17 protein-coding genes are annotated in these 18,776 nt (G+C 65.0%); 11 read left to right on the top strand and 6 right to left on the bottom strand.

The annotated features are described in order from the left end of the window. Positions 1-88: 88 nt before the first annotated feature. From rpsF to QXK92_RS19515, 6 genes are all read left to right on the top strand, one after another. Positions 89-379 (top strand): 30S ribosomal protein S6, encoded by a 291-nt coding sequence (rpsF, locus tag QXK92_RS19540; RefSeq protein WP_055578152.1) that lies wholly within the window; start codon positions 89-91, stop codon positions 377-379. 69 nt (positions 380-448) lie between these two features. After that, entirely contained in the window at positions 449-964 is a 516-nt protein-coding gene (locus QXK92_RS19535) for a single-stranded DNA-binding protein (protein WP_306243958.1), read from the top strand. A 43-nt stretch (positions 965-1,007) separates the two neighbouring features. Further along, a complete protein-coding gene (rpsR, locus tag QXK92_RS19530) occupies positions 1,008-1,262 on the top strand; it encodes a 30S ribosomal protein S18 (protein ID WP_065046023.1) in 255 nt (84 codons plus the stop codon). A 32-nt stretch (positions 1,263-1,294) separates the two neighbouring features. Further along, positions 1,295-1,753 carry a 50S ribosomal protein L9 gene (gene rplI / locus QXK92_RS19525; RefSeq protein ID WP_306243955.1) on the top strand — a complete coding sequence of 153 codons (459 nt, stop codon included), beginning with the start codon at positions 1,295-1,297 and terminating at the stop codon, positions 1,751-1,753. Between the two features lie 591 nt (positions 1,754-2,344). Next, positions 2,345-3,724 carry a replicative DNA helicase gene (gene dnaB / locus QXK92_RS19520; protein ID WP_306243953.1) on the top strand — a complete coding sequence of 460 codons (1,380 nt, stop codon included), beginning with the start codon at positions 2,345-2,347 and terminating at the stop codon, positions 3,722-3,724. Positions 3,725-3,872: 148 nt separating this feature from the next. Further along, on the top strand, positions 3,873-4,334 hold the full coding sequence (locus QXK92_RS19515) for a TniQ family protein (protein ID WP_306243951.1): 462 nt from the start codon (positions 3,873-3,875) through the stop codon (positions 4,332-4,334). 190 nt (positions 4,335-4,524) lie between these two features. Here QXK92_RS19515 and QXK92_RS19510 read toward each other — a convergent pair whose 3' ends face one another. Then, the gene (locus QXK92_RS19510; RefSeq protein WP_306243949.1) at positions 4,525-4,725 is read right to left on the bottom strand and encodes a hypothetical protein; all 201 of its coding nucleotides are present in this window, start codon (positions 4,723-4,725) and stop codon (positions 4,525-4,527) included. A 108-nt stretch (positions 4,726-4,833) separates the two neighbouring features. On the opposite strand from QXK92_RS19510, the gene QXK92_RS19505 reads away from it, so the two are divergent. From QXK92_RS19505 to QXK92_RS19485, 5 genes are all read left to right on the top strand, one after another. Next, on the top strand, positions 4,834-6,063 hold the full coding sequence (locus QXK92_RS19505) for a helix-turn-helix domain-containing protein (RefSeq protein ID WP_306243947.1): 1,230 nt from the start codon (positions 4,834-4,836) through the stop codon (positions 6,061-6,063). A 336-nt stretch (positions 6,064-6,399) separates the two neighbouring features. Beyond that, complete coding sequence (locus QXK92_RS19500; RefSeq protein WP_306243946.1) at positions 6,400-7,734, top strand: DUF6745 domain-containing protein; 1,335 nt, start codon at positions 6,400-6,402, stop codon at positions 7,732-7,734. Positions 7,735-7,764: 30 nt separating this feature from the next. Next, the gene (locus QXK92_RS19495) at positions 7,765-8,148 is read left to right on the top strand and encodes a hypothetical protein (RefSeq protein ID WP_306243945.1); all 384 of its coding nucleotides are present in this window, start codon (positions 7,765-7,767) and stop codon (positions 8,146-8,148) included. 751 nt (positions 8,149-8,899) lie between these two features. Continuing rightward, positions 8,900-11,140, top strand: coding sequence for a glycoside hydrolase domain-containing protein (locus tag QXK92_RS19490; RefSeq protein ID WP_306244542.1), 2,241 nt, complete (start codon positions 8,900-8,902; stop codon positions 11,138-11,140). Further along, complete coding sequence (locus tag QXK92_RS19485; protein WP_306243944.1) at positions 11,137-12,435, top strand: glycosyltransferase; 1,299 nt, start codon at positions 11,137-11,139, stop codon at positions 12,433-12,435. Before QXK92_RS19490 ends, QXK92_RS19485 begins: the two co-directional genes overlap by 4 nt. Before the next feature lie 602 nt (positions 12,436-13,037). Here the strand turns inward: QXK92_RS19485 and QXK92_RS19480 are convergent. From QXK92_RS19480 to QXK92_RS19460, 5 genes are all read right to left on the bottom strand, one after another. Then, positions 13,038-13,406: a hypothetical protein gene (locus tag QXK92_RS19480; RefSeq protein ID WP_306243942.1), complete on the bottom strand. Its 369-nt coding sequence runs from the start codon at positions 13,404-13,406 to the stop codon at positions 13,038-13,040. 92 nt (positions 13,407-13,498) lie between these two features. Further along, positions 13,499-14,734, bottom strand: coding sequence for a CdaR family transcriptional regulator (locus tag QXK92_RS19475; RefSeq protein WP_306243941.1), 1,236 nt, complete (start codon positions 14,732-14,734; stop codon positions 13,499-13,501). 38 nt (positions 14,735-14,772) lie between these two features. Further along, positions 14,773-16,161: a flavin monoamine oxidase family protein gene (locus tag QXK92_RS19470; RefSeq protein WP_306243939.1), complete on the bottom strand. Its 1,389-nt coding sequence runs from the start codon at positions 16,159-16,161 to the stop codon at positions 14,773-14,775. Beyond that, entirely contained in the window at positions 16,145-17,068 is a 924-nt protein-coding gene (locus QXK92_RS19465) for an alpha/beta fold hydrolase (RefSeq protein WP_306243937.1), read from the bottom strand. Before QXK92_RS19465 ends, QXK92_RS19470 begins: the two co-directional genes overlap by 17 nt. Beyond that, positions 17,061-18,605 (bottom strand): NAD(P)/FAD-dependent oxidoreductase, encoded by a 1,545-nt coding sequence (locus QXK92_RS19460; protein ID WP_306243935.1) that lies wholly within the window; start codon positions 18,603-18,605, stop codon positions 17,061-17,063. The genes QXK92_RS19465 and QXK92_RS19460 overlap by 8 nt, the downstream gene beginning before the upstream one ends. Positions 18,606-18,776: the final 171 nt, after the last annotated feature.

Raw genomic sequence — 18,776 nt, 5'->3', positions numbered from 1 at the left:
GGTAGCCTGGGGCGGTTGCCGACGCAGGCGACCCTCCTGCCACGGAGGTTCCGTGGCCGCACAGACCAGAGGAGGTGATGAGGTCCCTATGCGTCCATACGAAATCATGGTCATTCTTGACCCCACGCTCGACGAACGCACCGTTGCCCCGTCCCTGGAGACGTTTCTGAACGTCGTCCGGAAAGACGGTGGATCGGTTGAGAAGGTCGACATCTGGGGCCGGCGGCGGCTGGCGTACGAAATCGCCAAGCACGCTGAAGGCATTTACGTTGTCATCGACCTGAAGGCCGCCCCCGCGACGGTTTCCGAGCTCGACCGCCAGCTGAGCCTGAACGAGTCGGTGTTGCGCACCAAGGTGATGCGCACCGACAAGCACTGACAGCCCTGTCGGAGCGGTTGCCTAGGCTCAATTCCATAACCATCCACCAGGCGGACCCAGGAGGCATTCATGGCTGGTGACACGACAATCACTGTCGTAGGAAACCTGACCGCTGACCCCGAACTGCGGTTCACACCGTCGGGTGCGGCCGTGGCCAACTTCACGGTGGCATCCACCCCGCGGATCTACGACCGCCAGAGTGGGGAGTGGAAAGACGGCGAGGCGCTGTTCCTGCGCTGCAACATCTGGCGCGAGGCCGCCGAGAACGTGGCCGAAAGCCTGACGCGCGGAGCCCGGGTGATCGTCACCGGTCGCCTCAAGCAGCGGTCTTTCGAGACCCGCGAAGGCGAGAAGCGCACCGTGGTCGAGGTTGAGGTCGACGAGATCGGGCCTTCGCTCCGGTACGCGACCGCCAAGGTCAACAAGGCCAGTCGCAGCGGCGGCGGCGCGGGGTTCAGCGGCGGTGGCGGCGGCGGTTCACGGCAGTCATCGCCGGCGCAGTCCGGCGGCTCCGGTGAGGATCCGTGGGGCAGTGCCCCGGCCTCGGGTTCCTTCGGCGGCGGCGACGACGAACCGCCCTTCTGACCTCGAATAACTTTCACAGCACAAGAACGGAAAGATTGACACCATGGCCAAGTCCACCAAGCGGCGCCCGGCTCCGGAAAAGCCGATCAAGGCGCGCAAATGCGTCTTCTGCGCCAAAAAGGGCCAGAACATCGACTACAAAGACACCAACCTGCTGCGCACGTACATCAGCGAGCGCGGCAAGATCCGGGCCCGTCGGGTTACCGGTAACTGCGTGCAACACCAGCGGGACATCGCGGTCGCGGTGAAGAACGCCCGCGAGGTTGCGCTGCTGCCCTTCACCTCCTCGACGCGCTGATCACCGCGCCTCCAACGAAAGTCACGTAAACGATGAAGCTGATTCTCACGGCTGACGTCGACCACCTCGGTTCCGTCGGCGACACGGTTGAAGTCAAAGACGGGTACGGCCGCAACTTCCTGCTGCCCCGGGGTCTGGCGATCGTCGCCTCGCGCGGTGCTCAGCGGCAGGCCGACGACATCCGTCGCGCCCGCGAGACCAAGACAGTCCGCGACCGCGAGCACGCTAACGAGATCAAGACCGCCATCCAGGCGCTCGGCTCGGTCTCGCTGCCGGTGAAGACCGCCGCTGACAGCGGCAAGCTGTTCGGCTCGGTCACCGCCGGCGACGTGGTGGCCGCGATCAAGAAGGCCGGCGGCCCGAACCTGGACAAGCGGATCGTCCGGATGCCCAAGGCCCACATCAAGGCTGTCGGTACCCATCCGGTGGTGGTGCACCTGCACCCGGAGATCGACGTCGAGGTCGCCCTCGAGGTCGTCGGCCAGAGCTAACCAGATCTACCCCCCACCCGGTGTGGCCGTCGCGGCTGCACCGGGTTTTGGCTTGCCCAGAATTTGCCAGAGTTTCATGTGAATTCGGCCTTTCGCGGAGCGGTATTCTGGCGAACTTTTCCGAAGGTGCCCGGCCGGGGTCGCCGTAACCGCGCATTAACTCCCCGACAACGTCAGCGAAAACCAACACGCCCGACGCGATAGCCTGCGCCGACACGCCGGAGAGATTCTTGTCCACATGAATTTGACCGCGTTGTATGGCGGTCAGCAGCAGTGATGGACAAAAACCACGTAATGATCCACAGGTACTCCACACCCCGTTCAACATTGGTGTTCAACGATATGCACACTCAATCCACAGCTCTATGAACAGGCGCTGTTGGAGTCCCGTCCAGCAACGTTTACGTTTCATCCCGGCGCTAGACGACGTGGCTCCGGCCACTCGTGCGACGGGCGGCGACGATGCGGGCCAGCGGCCGGCGGAGAAGCCGGCCCACTCGAGCAGGGGGGCGGGTGTCGGTGGCTTGACTTACGCTCTGAATATCAGCGATCGAATGTATGTTCGGTGTTTGAGTCGGAGGGAGGTGGTCCGTGGCGGTCGTCGATGACATGCCTCACCCGGGGATGGATACCCCGCCGCCGAGTGAGGACTACGGTCGCCAGCCTCCTCAAGATCTCGCCGCAGAGCAGTCGGTGCTGGGCGGGATGCTGCTGAGTAAGGACGCCATCGCCGACGTCCTGGAGCGCGTGCGGCCCAGCGACTTCTACCGACCCGCCCACCAGAACGTCTACGACGCCATCCTGGATCTCTACGGTCGTGGTGAGCCGGCCGACGCCGTCACTGTCGCCGCCGAATTGGACCGGCGCGGCCTGCTGCGCCGCATCGGCGGCGCGCCGTATCTGCACACCCTGATTTCCACCGTGCCCACGGCGGCCAACGCCGGCTACTACGCGGGCATCGTCGCCGAGAAGGCGCTGCTGCGGCGTCTTGTCGAGGCCGGAACCCGGGTGGTGCAGTACGGCTACGCCGGTGCCGACGGCGCCGATGTCGCCGAGATCGTCGATCGCGCCCAGGCCGAGATCTACGAGGTAGCGGAGCGACGCACCTCGGAAGACTTCGTGCCATTGGAAGACCTGTTGCAGCCGACGATGGACGAGATCGACGCCATCGCCTCCAACGGCGGCATCTCACGCGGTGTGCCGACCGGCTTCACCGAACTCGACGAGGTGACCAACGGGCTGCACGCCGGCCAGATGATCATCGTGGCGGCTCGCCCGGGTGTGGGGAAGTCGACCCTGGGCCTGGATTTCATGCGCTCATGCTCGATCAAGCACCGGATGGCCAGCGTCATCTTTTCCCTGGAAATGAGCAAGACCGAGATCGTGATGCGGCTGCTGTCGGCGGAGGCGAAGATCAAACTGGCCGACATGCGTTCGGGCCGCATGACCGATGACGACTGGACCCGCCTGGCGCGCCGGATGAGTGAAATCAGCGAGGCGCCACTGTATATCGACGATTCACCCAACCTGACCATGATGGAGATCCGTGCGAAGGCGCGCCGGCTGCGGCAGAAGGCCAATCTGAAGCTGGTTGTCGTCGACTATCTCCAGCTGATGACGTCGGGCAAGAAGGTTGAGTCGCGGCAGATCGAAGTGTCCGAATTCTCAAGGCACCTGAAGCTTTTGGCGAAGGAGCTCGAGGTCCCGGTGGTCGCGATCAGTCAGCTTAACCGTGGCCCGGAGCAGCGCACGGACAAAAAGCCGATGCTTTCGGACCTTCGCGAGTCGGGCTCACTGGAGCAGGACGCGGACATGGTGATTCTGCTGAATCGCCCCGACGCGTTCGAGCGCGACGATCCGCGCGGGGGAGAAGCAGACTTCATTCTGGCCAAACACCGTAACGGCCCCACCAAGACGGTGACCGTCGCTCATCAGTTGCACTTGTCGCGGTTCGCCAATATGGCGCGGTGAGAGCGACCCCTGTCGAGATGCAGTGAAGACTGACAAATGCGCACTGTTGGTTGACAAGGTCGTTAGGGTTCCGAACTATTCGGGCCTCGGGTCAGCGAGACGCTGATCGCAGACCATCTGCACTCGTAGTGTCTCCGTCAAGGCGCCGGTGGTAACCGCCCGACTGCCGGTTCGGGTCGAACCGGTCGAGGGCGAGGCGATCGATTCGTGGCTCGCGGCAATGACTCAAGCCATGGACGTCAGTATCGGATCGATAGCCCGGAGCTTTGGACTTCCAGCGGTGTCGCATCCGTTGTGGATCACCTGGCTGGACCCCGGTCAGATCGATGCGATCGCCGCCGCTGCCGGTATCCCCGCGCCAGTCGTGGAGGCCATGACGCTGAGTGTGTACGACGGCACCGCGTTGAAGCTCGATCCGACGACCCATCGCCTCGATGAGCATTTTCCGTTCGGCGCCGTCGGCTTTTCTCGCTTTTGTCCCGCGTGTCTCTCTGAGTCGGGTGGCCGATGGCAGTTGCGCTGGCGGCTAGGTTGGACTTTCGCCTGTGTTCGGCACAATGCTCTGCTGTCTGAAAAGTGTCCGCAGTTGTCGGCTCCGGTCGAATCTTGAGCAGTTTCTTCCCCGGAACTACATGCTCAATTTTGGACCGGAACCGACACCGGGACCGGTTGCCTTATATCGAGGCCCCGTAGTGAGCAGTCCATCGAACTGCGTGACCTGGAGATCCAGGTCATCAAGGTCAGTGGTCTGTCAATGGCCATCTGGAACCCAGTTCCCGGAATGACGCGTCGCGGCGTGCTCAGCGGTTGCGCCTATCTGCGCGCTGCCATGAGGCGAGCGCCTCCTGAAGGAGGTTGTTGGCCGAGCGCACGGCCTGCGCGAAGTCAGCCCGAGCTTGTTTCGCAGCCTTCACGACAGCGGGGTCCTGGCGGACGAAGTTCGCGCGGTCGGCCACGATCGCGACCTCGGCTATCAGCACTGCGGTATTGATACGGGCCATGGCGAGACCTTTCGATGGGGAGGCCGGGCACCTCGCTAAGGCGAATTTAGTGACTAAATTAGTTTGCGTCAATACACTAACGTGAACTTCTTGCGCTATGGTGCCGATATGGAGTACTCGCTGGAAGCGTTGGGCATGGTCATCCGCGAGCATCGCGAGGCCAAGGTACCCAAGACGACTCAGGACGACTTGGGTACCCGGGCTGGATATAAGAAGGGCGCCGGCGTTTCGATCTCCCGCATCGAGAGCGGACTGACACGCCCCGGATCGGACCGATTCGAGGACATCGCCGTCGCGCTGGGGCTCAGCACCAGCCAACTGGAGGCAGCGGCAGCGAAGCGGACCCTGGAGCTAGCGCAAGAACGCGGCGGACCACGAGATGGCGCCGGGGCGGCATCTGGTGAAGGGCGCATCAAGGATCGCGTCAAGCGAATCCAGCAAGAAGTCGAGCGACGGACTGGCCTCATCACCGAGCTCGGGGACGCATTCAACACAGCTCATGACCGTGCCCGTGACGACTTCTTCATGAAGTTTGTCGAGATTGCCCAGGGGATCAACGGTGCAACCCCGCCAGATCCCGTAGACCTCCAGGATGACGATGCGGCCGATGATGCGCAGGCGCAGGCGAAGTACCGACTTCGATCTACCTCCTACGGGGTTGGCTATGCGCTTGCGGGTGGAGCGGGCGGTGCTGTCGCGGGTGCCGCGGTTGGAGGGGCCGCGGCCTACGCCACGTTCGTGGCTGCAGTGTCCTTCGGCACAGCGTCGACCGGTGCCGCGATCGGGGGGCTGAGCGGAGTTGCTGCGAGTAACGCTGCATTGGCTCTGCTGGGTGGGGGCACGCTTGCGGCCGGGGGTGCCGGAGTCGCGGGAGGCCTGACATTACTGGCCGGGATCGCAGCAGCCCCGGTGCTCCTACTCGCGGTTGGCGGTCTTGTCTGGATGGTCAAGCGCAACCGCAAACAGCAGCAACAACTCATGGAGCAGCTCAACGACGCAGACGCTGAGATTGCCGGCAGTCAAAGAAGCTTTGAGGCGTTGGTGGATATCCTTCGTCGTGCGGCGGAGACACTGGAGTACGTTGCCGTGCACGGTGGTCATGCGCTCACACGGTGGGAACGCCGACTAGCACCGCGACCGAGGGATTGGGATTCAATGTCCCCCGGCGAGACGCAGTGCTACAAGGATTTCATCGAGGTCTCTGCCGCCCAGTTGGCGGTAGTCAGCATCAACGTTCAAGACCTGATGGCCAGTCGTGGTGAGGCTCGAGAGAAGCTGATCGAGTTCGCCGACGAAGTCCTCACACAGGCGCAGTCCACCATCGAGTCGCGGGTGTGACGCATGGTTGAGGACGGCCCGCGGCAAGCGCCGAACGGAACGTGGCCGGCACTGTCAGGGCGTCGCCGACCCGGGCGACAACACGACCTGGTCAGGCAGGATGCGTTGCCGAGGACATAGCCCGAACGGCGCGACCTCCACATCAACGCACTCCCCGGTGCACTACGCAGGGTCATACGCTGCGCGGCCGCGCGTCAGCGTCGGATTGGCGTAAGGCGCCGCAGTACTAGGGCGACTGCTCTTGGCCTTCGGCGCCGATATTCTTCGCCAGCTGCCAAAACTAAATGTCGGTACCCGCCCCTAGCATCGCGTGCAAATGACCGGATGGAGGCAATCGTGGCACCTTCCATTCGCGAGGTCGTGACCGAGTTCGCGACATCGGTCGCCCGCCGCAGCGGTCTACTCGGCGCGGGTGGGCGCGGGCAACCTGCCGCTTCGGTGGTGCCTGCAGCCATGGCAGCTAGCCGGCTGACGCCGGCTCAGCGCGTCCGGACGAAATCTTTCGCCCGAGAATGGATGGAACGCACACGGCGCACCGGTCCGCTCACCGACCGAGAGTGGGCGGTGTGGGAGGTAGGTGTGCGGAAATGCTATGAGGCTCAGGGCATGTCGTGGCCGAAAGTCGTGGTGCGGGTGCCCTCGCCGATCGTCGGCGCGCTGGCTCCGGCCATCGCCGCCCGTATCCGCGACCACGCCCGGACCGCGCCGAGCCAGGCGGTGATCGCCGCGGCGTTGCGCTCGGGGCTCGGTCCGATATCGGGCACTGGGGTGGAGTCGGCGCTGTGCGAGGCGGTCCGATCGATCCTCGACGCGATCGGACCGGGTGAGATTTGCCCAGCGTTCGAGCATGTGGGTGCCCCGGAGATCCTCGACGGCGTGGCGGTGCACGCCAAGGCGGCCTACAGGTCTGTCGCCAGGCACCTCTTGGCGCCGGTGTTGAACGCAGGCGCCGAAGTCGATGCCGCCGTTTTCGCAGCAGCACAAGCAGAAGCGCCGTTGCCATGGCGGCGGCCGCTGGGGGAACGGGCGCTGAGTGGCTTGCACGCGTGCGCCGCGTTCATGCGCGACGTGGTCGAACTGCCGCTGGTTGAACAGGTTTGGCAACGCAGCCGTGAGATTGAAGATGCCTGGTCGGCCGGGTATTGGTGGGCGTTTCGCGATTTCGTTGTGGTCTGCGACCTGCCCACCGCCATCCACACCGAGGGACCCGACCGGCTTGGCCGGCTGCACAACGAGTCTGGACCGGCTATCGGCTGGGGCGACGGCTGGGGCGTGTATGTCTGGCACGGCACCCGGGTTCCGGACGACCTGATCCAAAACGGGTGGAATGCCAGACGCATCATGTCCGAACCCAGTGTTTCGGTGCGCCTCTGTGCCATCGAGCGCATGGGCTGGAACCGCTTCGCCATCGATGCAGGCCTGAAGCTCGTCGACGAAGCGGCCGACCCCGCCAACCCAGGCCAGGTCCTGCGACTCTACACCGTGCCGTGCCGACTGCTGGACCAGCGGCTACAGATCCTGTTGTGCACCAACGCTACTGGTGAGCCCGACGGAACCCGCCGCAGCTACGGCCTGACGGTGCCGCCAGACTGCCGCAGCGCACTCGCGGCGGCGGCGTGGACGTTTGATGTCCCGGACTCGCGCTACGCACAACTGGCCCGCGCGACCTAGCCAGGGCCCCACCCTTGAAGGAGGCACGTGATGACACGGAACCTAGACTCGGCCGGACTTACCGACCGCGACGCGGCCTGCGACATCCCGGCGTTGTCCGGGCCTCAACGCCAAGGCGATGTCCTCATCCTGCCCGCAGCGCCAGCGGCCACAACCCCCGTGCCCGCGTCGGGCACCGTCGTGGTCGATGGGCAGAATCTCGGCAACTCCCACGTCATCTACGCCGTCGGCGGCCCGGTCTACTGTGACATAGTCGCGCCCCGTGGCGAGGACCTTCGGGTGGCCACCCTCACCGTTCCCGAGGGCTCTACCGCCTACCTCGCACACCCGGAACACGTATATCTCGGGGTCGCTGCCGGCAGCTACCAGATCCGCCTACAACGCCAACACGCCGCGTCCACAAGCGCCGACTAACCTAGGTCCAGACCGCGGCCAAGCGACGTGTCGGCGACGCGACGGTACGGTCCATGATCGCGGTGAGACCTGCAAGCCGCGATGTAGTTCATCGCCGAGGAGTTGAGCCCCACTTCGGAACTCGTTGAATCGTTTCACTGTTCGCCGGAGCGTCCTATTCAGGGTGCTGATCTGAGCACGCGACGGTATTCGGCTCGGCGGGCACGCTGGGTGGTTAGCGGGTGCCTGACTCCGCCAAAGGATTAGTTCTCGCAGTACTCAGGCTCCCCGGTACCTGCGTCGGCAGACGTGGCCAAGATTTCCGCCACGCGTTGATAGGCGCGCTGCTGCTTGAGCTTTCGCGCCTCACGCTGCTGTTGATCGTCGGTCCTGAGCGCTTGGGGACTCGGGTGTATGCAGGTGAGAACTTCCAGGCCGCCCTCCTGGACACGCTGCGGTCTGGATTTGATGACGCGATCCCACACCGCAGCCGCCTCGTTGCCCTGAAGCAGGACAGCCTTGGGTTGCGTCCACCCTGGTGGACGCAACCCCCCGGACACCGCCGGCTTCCGGGGCTTTGGCGACCCCCGTTCCAAGGAGGGCACAGGAGGGCACGTTGAAGACTTACCTGTCCCTGGGCGTCTTCTACGCGTGTCTGTGGCCGGTGGTCGCCGAGGAAACGTGAACGCCGGGCCGCGGCGTCGTTCGCCCGACCCAAGGAGTTCACACGGCGGAAACCCGTGATCGCCGCGCGACTATATAGCCTGCCCCCATCCTCGAACACATTGATCCGTTCATCGGCACCGCCGCGACGCAGCTACCGCCGCCGCGGGACCTCGCTGCGACCTGGTGGTGGCCGAAGCCGCAGGTGGGCAACACCCACCCCGGAGCGGTCTCCCCCTTCGGCATGGTGTCCGCCTGCGCGTACTCCGGTGCCTACCCGACCGGCTACGGCCGGTACCCCAAGATCACCGAGGGACTGCCGCCGGAGATCTTCGCCGAGACCCAGGCGTCGGGGTTCACGCACTTCCAGCAGTCCGGCACAGGGGCGATTCGCAAGTACTACAACTACGCCCGAGTGACGCCGATGCTGGACCCGCTGGACAACCTCGGGACCGCGTGGGCGCTCCACGCCGAGACGTCGTCGCCCGGGTACTACGCGGCGACCCTCGACAACGGCATCCGGTGCGAGATCACCGTGGGGGACAAGGTGGCGGTTCACCGCTACACGTTCCCCGAGCACCGCAACGCCCGCGTCGTGCTCGACCTCTCGTGCGGCGGCTTGGTGATCGAGCACGGTCGAACGGTGCCGCTGCGCGCGCAGGTCGAGAACCTCGGCCGCGGCAAGGCGCAGGGCACCGTGGTGATGGAGGGGGTGCCGCTCTCGGTCGCCGTCGAGGTCGAGGCCCCCGGTTGGCGCCAGATGCTCTGGCACGACAAGCGACTGATCGAAGGGGGCACCCGGCTCGACTTCGACTACATCCGCCCGACCACCCTGCGGCCGTTCGGGCTGTTGTTCATGGGGCCGGCCCAGGCGGGGACCGTGATCGAGGTCCGGATCGGGTTCTCCCTGCGCGGCACCGAGCAGGCAACCGACAACCTGCGCACCGAGTGCGCTAGCGGCAAGCACGCCTTCAGCGTCGTCCGCGCCCGGACCCGGAAGAAGTGGAAGGAACACCTCGACCTGATCCAGGTCGAAGGTGGCTCCGAGGCGCGCCGTCAGGTCTTCGGGACCGCGCTCTACCACTCCCTGATCAAGCCCTGTTTCGGTGACGACGAGTCCCCGTTCTGGCCCAACAGCGGGCCGTTCGCGTTCGACGTCTGCACCATGTGGGACATCTACAAGACCCAGATCCCGCTGCTCATGGCGATCGTGCCGGAACGGGCCGCGGACCTCCTGGAGTCATTGATCCGGGTCTGCGAGGAAGAGGGCAACTTCCCGGTCGGCTACCGGATGGCCCGCGGGGCGGACCGGTTCTTCAGGCAGGCGAGCGCGTTGGCCCACACCGCCCTTGCCGACGCGCAGGAATTGAACCTGCGGGAGATCGACTGGAGTTGGGCCCTGGTCCACATGGTCGACGACCTGCGGCGGATGTACGGCGAGGACTTCATCGAGAAGGGCATCGTCCACCCCATCACCCACACCCTCGACCTCGCCTACGCCCACTACTGCACCGCCAAGGTCGCCCGCGCGGTCGGGGACACCCGGCTCGCCTTGGAGTCCGAGGAGCGCAGCGCGGGTTGGGTGAACGCGTTCGACGCCTCGAACGGCCTGTTGAAGGACTCGGAGTACTACGAGGGCGGTAAGTGGAACTACTCGTTCCGGTTGATGCACGACATGGCCGGGCGGATCGCTCTTGCCGGCGGGGACGAGGCCTTCGTCGGCATGCTCGACGCCTTCTTCGGCTACTGCGCCGAACCGGTGACCCAGCCGGGCATCGAACCGAAGCCCGCCGAGATGGAGTTCGGCTACGCGCTCAACCGGTTCGAGGGATTGAACAACGAACCGGACATGGAGGCCCCGTGGGCCTACCACTATGCCGGCCGACCCGACCGGACGGCCGAGGTGGTGCACGCGGCGCTGACGTGGCAGTTCGGCACCGGCCCCGGTGGCCTGCCCGGTAACGACGACAGCGGCGGCCTATCCGCCTGGTACGTGTGGGCGTCGCTGGGGCTCTTCCCAGTGGCCGGCCAAGGTCTCTTTTTGGTGAACACTCCGGCTTTCGAGCGTTCTCGCTTACTGATCCGGGGCAAAGATTTGACCATCACGACCAGTGGATTCGTCGAGCAGCCGATCGGGTCCGACGGCATCGACTCGACTCCACCGGTGCAGTACGTGCAAGCCGCAACGTTCAACGGCACACCGCTTCACGGAACCTACATCTCTGCCGAGGAGCTGCACGCAGCAGGAACGCTGCACATCGAGCTGGGTCCGGAACCCAGTTCGTGGGGCCGGTCGGAGAGACCTCCGTCGGCCCGTGGTCCCGTCCCAACGACCCAGGGGGCACCATGAAGCGTCCTTTTCGTCGTCTCGTCATCATCGTCCGAGCCGACCCGGTCATCTGCGGCCACAGCGGCGAGGCCCGTAACCTCGCCGAGGTCGCGCTGAAGCGCGGGTTCGACGACGTTCGACTGTTGACGTGGCCGATTCCCGTATTGGAAGCTGCGGGACTCCCGTTGAAACCGTTGGATCGCCTGCAGGAGTACAGTCCCGGCATCACCGTCGAGCGGCCCGAACCGGTCGGTGACTACCGCGTCCCAGACGGTCGCTACCTGGCCGGCCTCACCGGGCGCCTGGTGGAACTGCTCACCGACGGTGTTCCGACGACCTGCCTGTCGATGTACCTGATGCCGCACACCACGGTGGTCGGGGACGCGGTGAGCGCGGCCGCCACGGCAGGTCTCGACACGGATGTCACCACGATCGCGAAGGCGGTCGGGTCGGATGTCACGAATGTGATTCGCAACTGCCTGCTCGACGGGGCGGTCGGTGCCGCGATCGCGCTGATGGCCCGCTACCTAGGCAGCGACCGGGTCGTCGCCGTGTCGGAATACACGAAGGACGAGATCGTTGCCGCGGCAACCGAACTCGACGAACGCGCCGGGACCCGGTTCGCGCAGGAATGTCGCGATCGGATCGAGACCAGCTACCCGGCGATCGACACCGGGGCGTTCCTCGACCTCGACGAGGACGCCGTCGAGGCGGTCCTGGCCAGTCGAGGGCTCGAGCGCAACGGCTACGTTCTGTTCCTGTCCCGGGTCGCTCGGGCCAAGGGTGTGGATGATCTGATCCACGCCTACCGCGATTCCGCTGCGGCGGAGAAGGTCAAGCTCGTCGTCGCCGGCACCGGACCGCAACTGCAGGAGTATCAGGACCTGGCGGCGGGGGACGATCGCATCGTCTTCCTGAGTGACGTGGACGACGACGAGAAGCCGCTGCTGATGCGCGGCTGCGCGGCCTACGCCCTGCCGACGCGGCCGGAACCGGAGTTCGTCGAGACCTTCGGGATCGCGCTGGCCGAGAAGATGCTCGCGGGGGGTGGCCCCATCATCACCTGCCTGACCGGTGGGACCGGGGAAGCGGTGGGCAACACCGCGTTCATCGTCCCGCACGGCGACCGGGCGGCGCTCGCGGAAACTATCGACCAGGCGATCTCGTTGCCGGAGTCCGAGCGACACGCGATGGAGATGAGAGCGCGGCAGCACGCTCTGACCTTCGATCGGTTCCGGGTCTTCGACGACATGTTCGGGACGAGCGAGGCGCCGGGGTACATCGGGCCGGCCGAGTTGGCGGCTACCGGCACCTGAACGGGCCCCTCCGCCGTCGAGCGGTACCACGGCCGCCCGCGGCGTGCCCCAGGATCAGGCGTGGATCGAGTCGTTCTCCGAACCGCAGCGAGGCCGAGTGGCCGCAATTGCAGACGATCGCCGAGCCGGCGCTGAAGGAAGCCGAATTTGCAAGCGTACGAACGGAATACAACTTCGTGGGGCTGGCCTGAGGCGCGCCGTGCAAACCTGGACGGGATCGCGTCCGTGGGGTACCCGCCGCCAGCGATGCCACCGAATTGGGGAGCAAGTCTCAGCGCGTCGTTAGTGCCGACATGCCACTCGGTCGGCGGGCCGGTCCGCTCAGCATGATTTCGCTGCCGTCGATCAACCAGGCGCAGCCGTTGGCACCGACACGTGGGCAACAAAATAAAATCGGAGGCCATCCCAGGGCGGTGCCTGTCATCGGTGTAGGAAATGAAGCCTTTCGTGAGACCAAACCGAGGTGCACTTGCCGTCAGACGGTCCGCAAAGCGCTGGTCAGTCGCTGCTGGGGATGTCGCCGCGGGTGAGAACCTACACCCCCGCACGTCTATTTCTGCCAGCCGCACCGGTTCCTTCAGCGGACCTCACGACCGCCGCAACTACGCCTGACCCAAACTCGGACGGTAATCAGCCGCCTCGGCCTCGGCAGCAAGCAGTGCACCGAGCTCACCCTCCTGCTGGGCAACAAACACCCCGATCACCTGCCGGCATACCTCCGGCACGCTCACCCCACGCATATCCGCAATACGTTTCAGCCCGAGCAGCATTGTCGTAGACACGTGAAACTGCACAGCGAACTGACCGCACGAACCATCCTCAGGCAGCAACCCCGGACCCACCACCGCAGGTTCATCCACCCCGTACTCGTCCACCTCTGCACGCCGAGCTCGCTCAACAACCCCACCACTCGCGGCGCCACCAACGTCGTCGGCCGGGTCCCGGAACTCCTCATGACTGAACAAACCCATTCCGCCCACGCTAGACCTCGCAGAATTCTCGGGCCGCGAACCAAGCGGCGCCGGCCGCGAGAGACCAACACACCACCAACTGCTCCCTCAGCTCAGAAGGGTGCGGCTGAAGCAATATTCGGCGCAATATCCAGCACCAGGAGTGCAGCGGCGACATGGGTTGGGTTGTCTTCCACTTTCACCACGGAGAGTTCGTTGGCGCGTGAGACCCGACGCTCGACAGTGTTGCGGTGGGCATACAGGTTGGCCGCTGCCCGAGTGGTATTGAAGCCGCACTGCACGTAGGTCAGCAGCGCCTGGCGCAACGCTTCGTCTGCTTCGGCCAACGGTCCGAGAGTTTTGGTGACGAACCGTTGTGCGCTGACTCGGTCCTTGGTGAGGCTGTCGACGAGCTCGACGTCGGCGTACGCCGTAAAGCGCCGGTCGGATCCGAGCCGCACTACCAACGACTGGGCCGCCAGGGCGTCCTGGTGGCTAGACCTGAATCCTTCGATTCCGTGCCCCGGCCTTCCGACCGCCACTTGAATGCCCTTCGCCTGCGCCGCCACCTTCTCGACATAGTGGAGATCCGGAGCGTCGGGCCCTGATAGCCAGACCCAACGCGAGGTAGTACTCGCACGGGCCACCAGGACGCTCCGACCTGCCGAAGCGGAATTCACGGCCGCGACCACCTCGTCCAATGTGCCGGCCTGCTGAGGTTCGTCGGTCCACGCGACGAGGCCGACGTGCGGGCGGTTCATCCGGTATCTCAGGCGTGCCTCCGCGAGATCCTCGGTCATGGGCGCGCCACTGGCGATCAGTTGGATCAGCGCGATCGCGTCGGCATCCGCGTTACCCATCGCGGCCGCGAGGCTGGCCTCGCGCAAGGCTGAGACCGAGTCGATGGCGTACTGCACCAACGACTTCGCCGACACGTCGAGCACGTCCACCAAGACGTCGGAGTTGCCATAGCGTGCCACGCATTCTTCGAGCCATCGGCGCCAGCCGACGTCAAGCGCCACCCGCCATCCGCCGGCGAAATCGGGTGCGATGCCGCGGGATACGAGGTCGCGAATGTACGCCGCGATCCTGGGACCGATGTAGGGCTCGACCCGCTGCCCCGGATGCTGGATGTTCGAGGTAAGCCACTGGACAAGATCGGAGTGGTTGAGGTGGCGGTCCTCCTCGACGAGCGATGCATCCGGGAGCAGCGCAGGTTCGTATTGCACCATGAGGGCGGCTGATGCGATGTCGTCGGTCACGGCGTCCGTGTCCGCCATGAGCTGCTGGCACAGTGACCGGATCGCTTCTGCGACCTCGCGGTTGGGCAGGGCCCACAGTTCCTCCATGTCGACAGTCTCCCCTGATCGCCACCAGTCGGGGAGCCTTACACCGGGGCCGGCTCCTCGACGTTGAGTAGCTGGGTGACCCGCTCGGCGGCCCGCAGACCGGTCAGCACGGCGCCGTTCATGCATCCGGCCCACTCGCCTGCGGTTTCGGTGCCGGCCCAGTGGATGCGTCCGTGGGGTTCGGTGAGGGCGCTGGCGTAGCTCGTCGACGCGTAGGGCGCTACCGCGGGATTCGGTCCGCCAGGGGCGAATGCTTCTGTGCCCCAACAATGGTCGATGTAATCGATGGGGATGCTCGCTTGGTTGCCGTACAAATCGACCATCTGCTGGATGACGCGGCTGCGTCGAATGTCCGGGCCGAAACCGTCGAATGTGCGGGGGTTGCAGAACGCCATCAAGACGCCCGGCCCCCCATCACCGGGCGACACGTCGAAGGTGATGAACACCGTCCCGGCGTCGATCAGTGCCTCGCCGGAAAGTCCGTCGGTCCGCCAGAACGGCGTCTCATAGGCGACGAACGCCTTGCTGAGCGCGCCCATGCGCCACGTCTTCGTGAGTCCCGCGGCCTTTTCCGGGAGCACGGGTTCGAACGCGATGTCGCCGCGGTGGGCGGGGGCCGTGGTGACGATCGCGTATCGGGCGTTGACTCGCGTCGAGTCGGTGCACACCATAACGCCGTTGTCGTCTTGGGTGATTCGTCGAACGGGCGCATCCACAACCACACTGTCGCCGAGTTTCTCGGCAAGCCGTCTGGCGATCTCTTGCGTGGTTTCGTTGAATCGGTCTTGCTGCTGCCCGCCCTCGACGTCCAGCATGTGGTCGATCCCACCCGCGGCGCGGATGTAGCGCAACACATGAAGTAGCGAGACGTCTTCCGGGCTGGCGCCCCACTGCACCTTGCTGACGATGGTCATCAGCGCACGCGTGCTGGCCCTGGCGCGTTTGCGATCGAGCCACTTGCCGAAAGAGATCGTGTCGAGCTGCGCGGCGTCCGGGGATTCCCAGGCGGCGTCGACGTTGATGGTCGCCACCAGTTTCTTCAAATGCATGCTCATGCGCGCCATGTCCACCATGGCTGCCGGTGAGATCGCGGGAATGGTGGCTTTGTAGGTGTGGCGCCGTCCATCCATCCATAGAACGTTGCGGCCCTGGCTGAACTGACCGGTCGTGGTGCATCCCACGCGCGTGGCGAGGTCGCGGATCGCTGTGTGCCGTCGCGCGACCCATGTCGCGCCCAGGTCGACCTTGACGCCGGCCACCTCACCGGTGAACGATCGGCCACCGACGCGGCTACGGCCTTCGAGGACCATGACCGACCGGCCCATGCTCGTCAGGCGATCTGCGGCGCTCAGGCCGGCGAAGCCGGCACCGACGATCACGACATCGACGGATGCGACGGCAGCGCCGTCCTTAGGAAATTTCGACACGGCTTCCTCCTTGGTTGACGCGGTCCGCGTGCTGTGAGACGTACTGGATAATCGGGCCCACCAGGGCCCTGGGAATGTGATGGCCCATCCCGGGGATGACGACGTGCTGTGCCGATCGGATTGCGCTGACGGTTGCGGTGCCGCCGCTGGGATTCACCATCCGGTCTCGATCGCCGTTGATGACCAGCGTTGGAGCGACGATCCGGCGCACCTGTGCGGTGCGGTCTCCAGAGGACTGGATTGCCTGAATCTGGCGGGCCACGCCGGCGGCCTGGTCGCCGCCGCTGCGATCCCAGCCGCGCGCTGCGACTGCGGCCTCTTCGGCGTCATCGATGGGGTACGCCGATCCGGCGATGTGGCCGGTGATGCGCAGGTGGGCGCGGACCGCTGCGGTTCTGGTTCTCGCCGGCGGGCCCATGAGCAGGCGGATCGTCGACAGAGCCGGTTGGCCGACCTTGCGCGACCCGGTGGTCGAGTAGATGGAGGTCAGGGACAGGACTCGCTGAGGCTCGGTCGCGGCTATCGTCTGCGCGATCATTCCTCCCATCGATCGTCCAACCAGGTGAACGTGAGCGATCCCGAGGTGATTGAGCACCCCGACGCAGTCGTCGGCCATGTCCGCCAGCGAGTAACCGTCACTGCGCGGGCAGCCAAGAACCTGACGCCACATTCGGGGTGGCGGCGTTGCGACGAACGTGGACTGACCGACGTCCCGGTTATCCATAATGATGACCCGAAAGCCTTGGGCGACAAACGATCCGACGAAAGTGTCGGTCCAGACGGTCAGATCCTCGCCCAGCCCGGCGATCAGCAGGAGTGTCGGGTCGTGCCGAGCGCCGAAATCGCGGAAACAAATCGTCGTCCCGGACGGTAGGGCAGCGTACTGGTCGCCTGCGTTGTCAGACATGTGCCGGCCGGCTCTGTGCACGCTGCGAAGTCGACTGGCTGGTACCGAAATCGAGGTTCTCGTCGGCCACCGGACCGCGCAGTGCTTTGGCGTCCTCCTGGTAGGACATCGCCATCCGCCAGGGTGCGGCCGGACCCTGTTTGGGCAATATCTTCGCGCCACGCTTGGCGTAACCGGATTGGAGATCCATGACTGGCCTGCGGTCCATGCCCGGAAGGGGGATCGGGACCGCCCGGTCGTATCCGTGCGCATCCATGTGCTTGACCAGGTCGATGAAGTACCGGCATATCAGGCTGACCTTCAGGGTCCAGGACGACGTCGTGTAGCCAATGGCCATCGCCCAGTTCGGGATTCCGCTCAGGAGCATCCCGCGGTAGCAGAACGACTGGGCGATGTCGACCTGCTGCCCGTCGACCATGATCGGCATGCCGTCGAAAAGCTGCATGTTCAGCCCGGTCGCGGTCACGATGATGTCGGCTACCAGCTCCTCGCCCGACGCCAGCACAATTCCGTGCTTGCTGAATTTCACAATGGAGTCAGTGACGACGGAGGCGCTACCGGAGCAGATCGCGTCGAAGAAGTCGCCGTCGGGCGCCGCGCACAGCCGTTGGTCCCATGGGTCATACGGCGGGTTGAAGTGCTTGTCAACGTCGAACCCCACGGGGAGGCGCTTGATGTTCTCGCGCCGGATCAGCCGCCGCCCCGTCTTCGGAAACGCCCTGAGAACCTTCACGATCGCCCGTTCGACCCAGATGTTCTTGAACCTCGTCGCCGCGTAACCCCGCTTGGCGCCAAGAAGTTTCGTGAGCGCGACAGCGACACGGTCGACGCGGGGAATCGCCATGATGTAGGTCGGGGTGCGCTGCAACATCGTCACGTGTTGCGCTGCGGCGGTGCCGGTCAACATCGCCGGCACCATCGTGATTGCGGCAGCGCCGCTGCCGATGATGACGACCCTTTTGCCGCTGTAGTCGAGATTCTCCGGCCAGTGTTGGGGGTGCACCACCAAACCCTCGAAGGCCTCACGTCCCGGGAACTCCGGCGAGTAGCCGTGGTCGTAGCGGTAGTAACCGGTGGCTGCGAAGACCCATCCCGCACGGATGGTCTTCGCGGTGGTCAATCCCGTTGCGGGGTCGGTGATTTGAACACTTAGCGTCCACTTCGAGTCCGCTGAGGACCACTCCGCCCGCACGACGCGTTGGTTGAACCGGATGAGGCGCCCCAGGTTGTTCTCGTCAATCGTTTCCTGGAGGTACTCCCGGATCAGGTGCGCGTCGGCGATCGCCGAGTCATGGCGCCACGGCTTGAATTCGTACCCGAAGGTGTGGAGGTCGGAGTCCGAGCGAATACCCGGATACCGGAAGAGGTCCCAGGTGCCGCCAATGTTGTCGCGGCCCTCGAGCACCATTAAGGACTTGTGGGGGAGTTCGCGGCTGAAATACGTTGCCGCACCGATCCCCGAGATTCCCGCTCCGATGACGACGATATCGAATTCTCGGTCGAACTCCTCGACCGTGGTCACTGGATCTGCTGCCATCGCTGCCAACTCCTCGCTGTTCCCTTCTTGGTGCTTCGACTCTCGCCAACCGGCGCCCTCGGTCACAACGACAACGCGCACCGGCTTTGAACAGGACTGGTGCAACGTGCACCGGTGCGATCGCCAGGAGAAGCGACGGGTGCAACGTGCACCTCCCATCGCCAAAGCAGG

The sequence above is a fragment of the Mycobacterium sp. TY815 genome, from assembly GCF_030755135.1.
Lineage (GTDB): Bacteria > Actinomycetota > Actinomycetes > Mycobacteriales > Mycobacteriaceae > Mycobacterium.
Note: the sequence above shows the minus strand (reverse complement) of the source record. Positions and strands in the feature narration are given on the sequence as shown.

Bases quoted from the DNA above. Each gene is read 5' to 3' on its own strand.
- rpsF (WP_055578152.1), top strand. From the start codon at position 89: ATGCGTCCATACGAAATCATGGTCATTCTTGACCCCACGCTCGACGAA.
- QXK92_RS19535 (WP_306243958.1), top strand. From the start codon at position 449: ATGGCTGGTGACACGACAATCACTGTCGTAGGAAACCTGACCGCTGAC.
- rpsR (WP_065046023.1), top strand. From the start codon at position 1,008: ATGGCCAAGTCCACCAAGCGGCGCCCGGCTCCGGAAAAGCCGATCAAG.
- rplI (WP_306243955.1), top strand. From the start codon at position 1,295: ATGAAGCTGATTCTCACGGCTGACGTCGACCACCTCGGTTCCGTCGGC.
- QXK92_RS19510 (WP_306243949.1), bottom strand. From the start codon at position 4,725: ATGGCCCGTATCAATACCGCAGTGCTGATAGCCGAGGTCGCGATCGTG.
- QXK92_RS19505 (WP_306243947.1), top strand. From the start codon at position 4,834: ATGGAGTACTCGCTGGAAGCGTTGGGCATGGTCATCCGCGAGCATCGC.
- QXK92_RS19495 (WP_306243945.1), top strand. From the start codon at position 7,765: ATGACACGGAACCTAGACTCGGCCGGACTTACCGACCGCGACGCGGCC.
- QXK92_RS19485 (WP_306243944.1), top strand. From the start codon at position 11,137: ATGAAGCGTCCTTTTCGTCGTCTCGTCATCATCGTCCGAGCCGACCCG.
- QXK92_RS19480 (WP_306243942.1), bottom strand. From the start codon at position 13,406: ATGGGTTTGTTCAGTCATGAGGAGTTCCGGGACCCGGCCGACGACGTT.
- QXK92_RS19475 (WP_306243941.1), bottom strand. From the start codon at position 14,734: ATGGAGGAACTGTGGGCCCTGCCCAACCGCGAGGTCGCAGAAGCGATC.
- QXK92_RS19465 (WP_306243937.1), bottom strand. From the start codon at position 17,068: ATGTCTGACAACGCAGGCGACCAGTACGCTGCCCTACCGTCCGGGACG.
- QXK92_RS19460 (WP_306243935.1), bottom strand. From the start codon at position 18,605: ATGGCAGCAGATCCAGTGACCACGGTCGAGGAGTTCGACCGAGAATTC.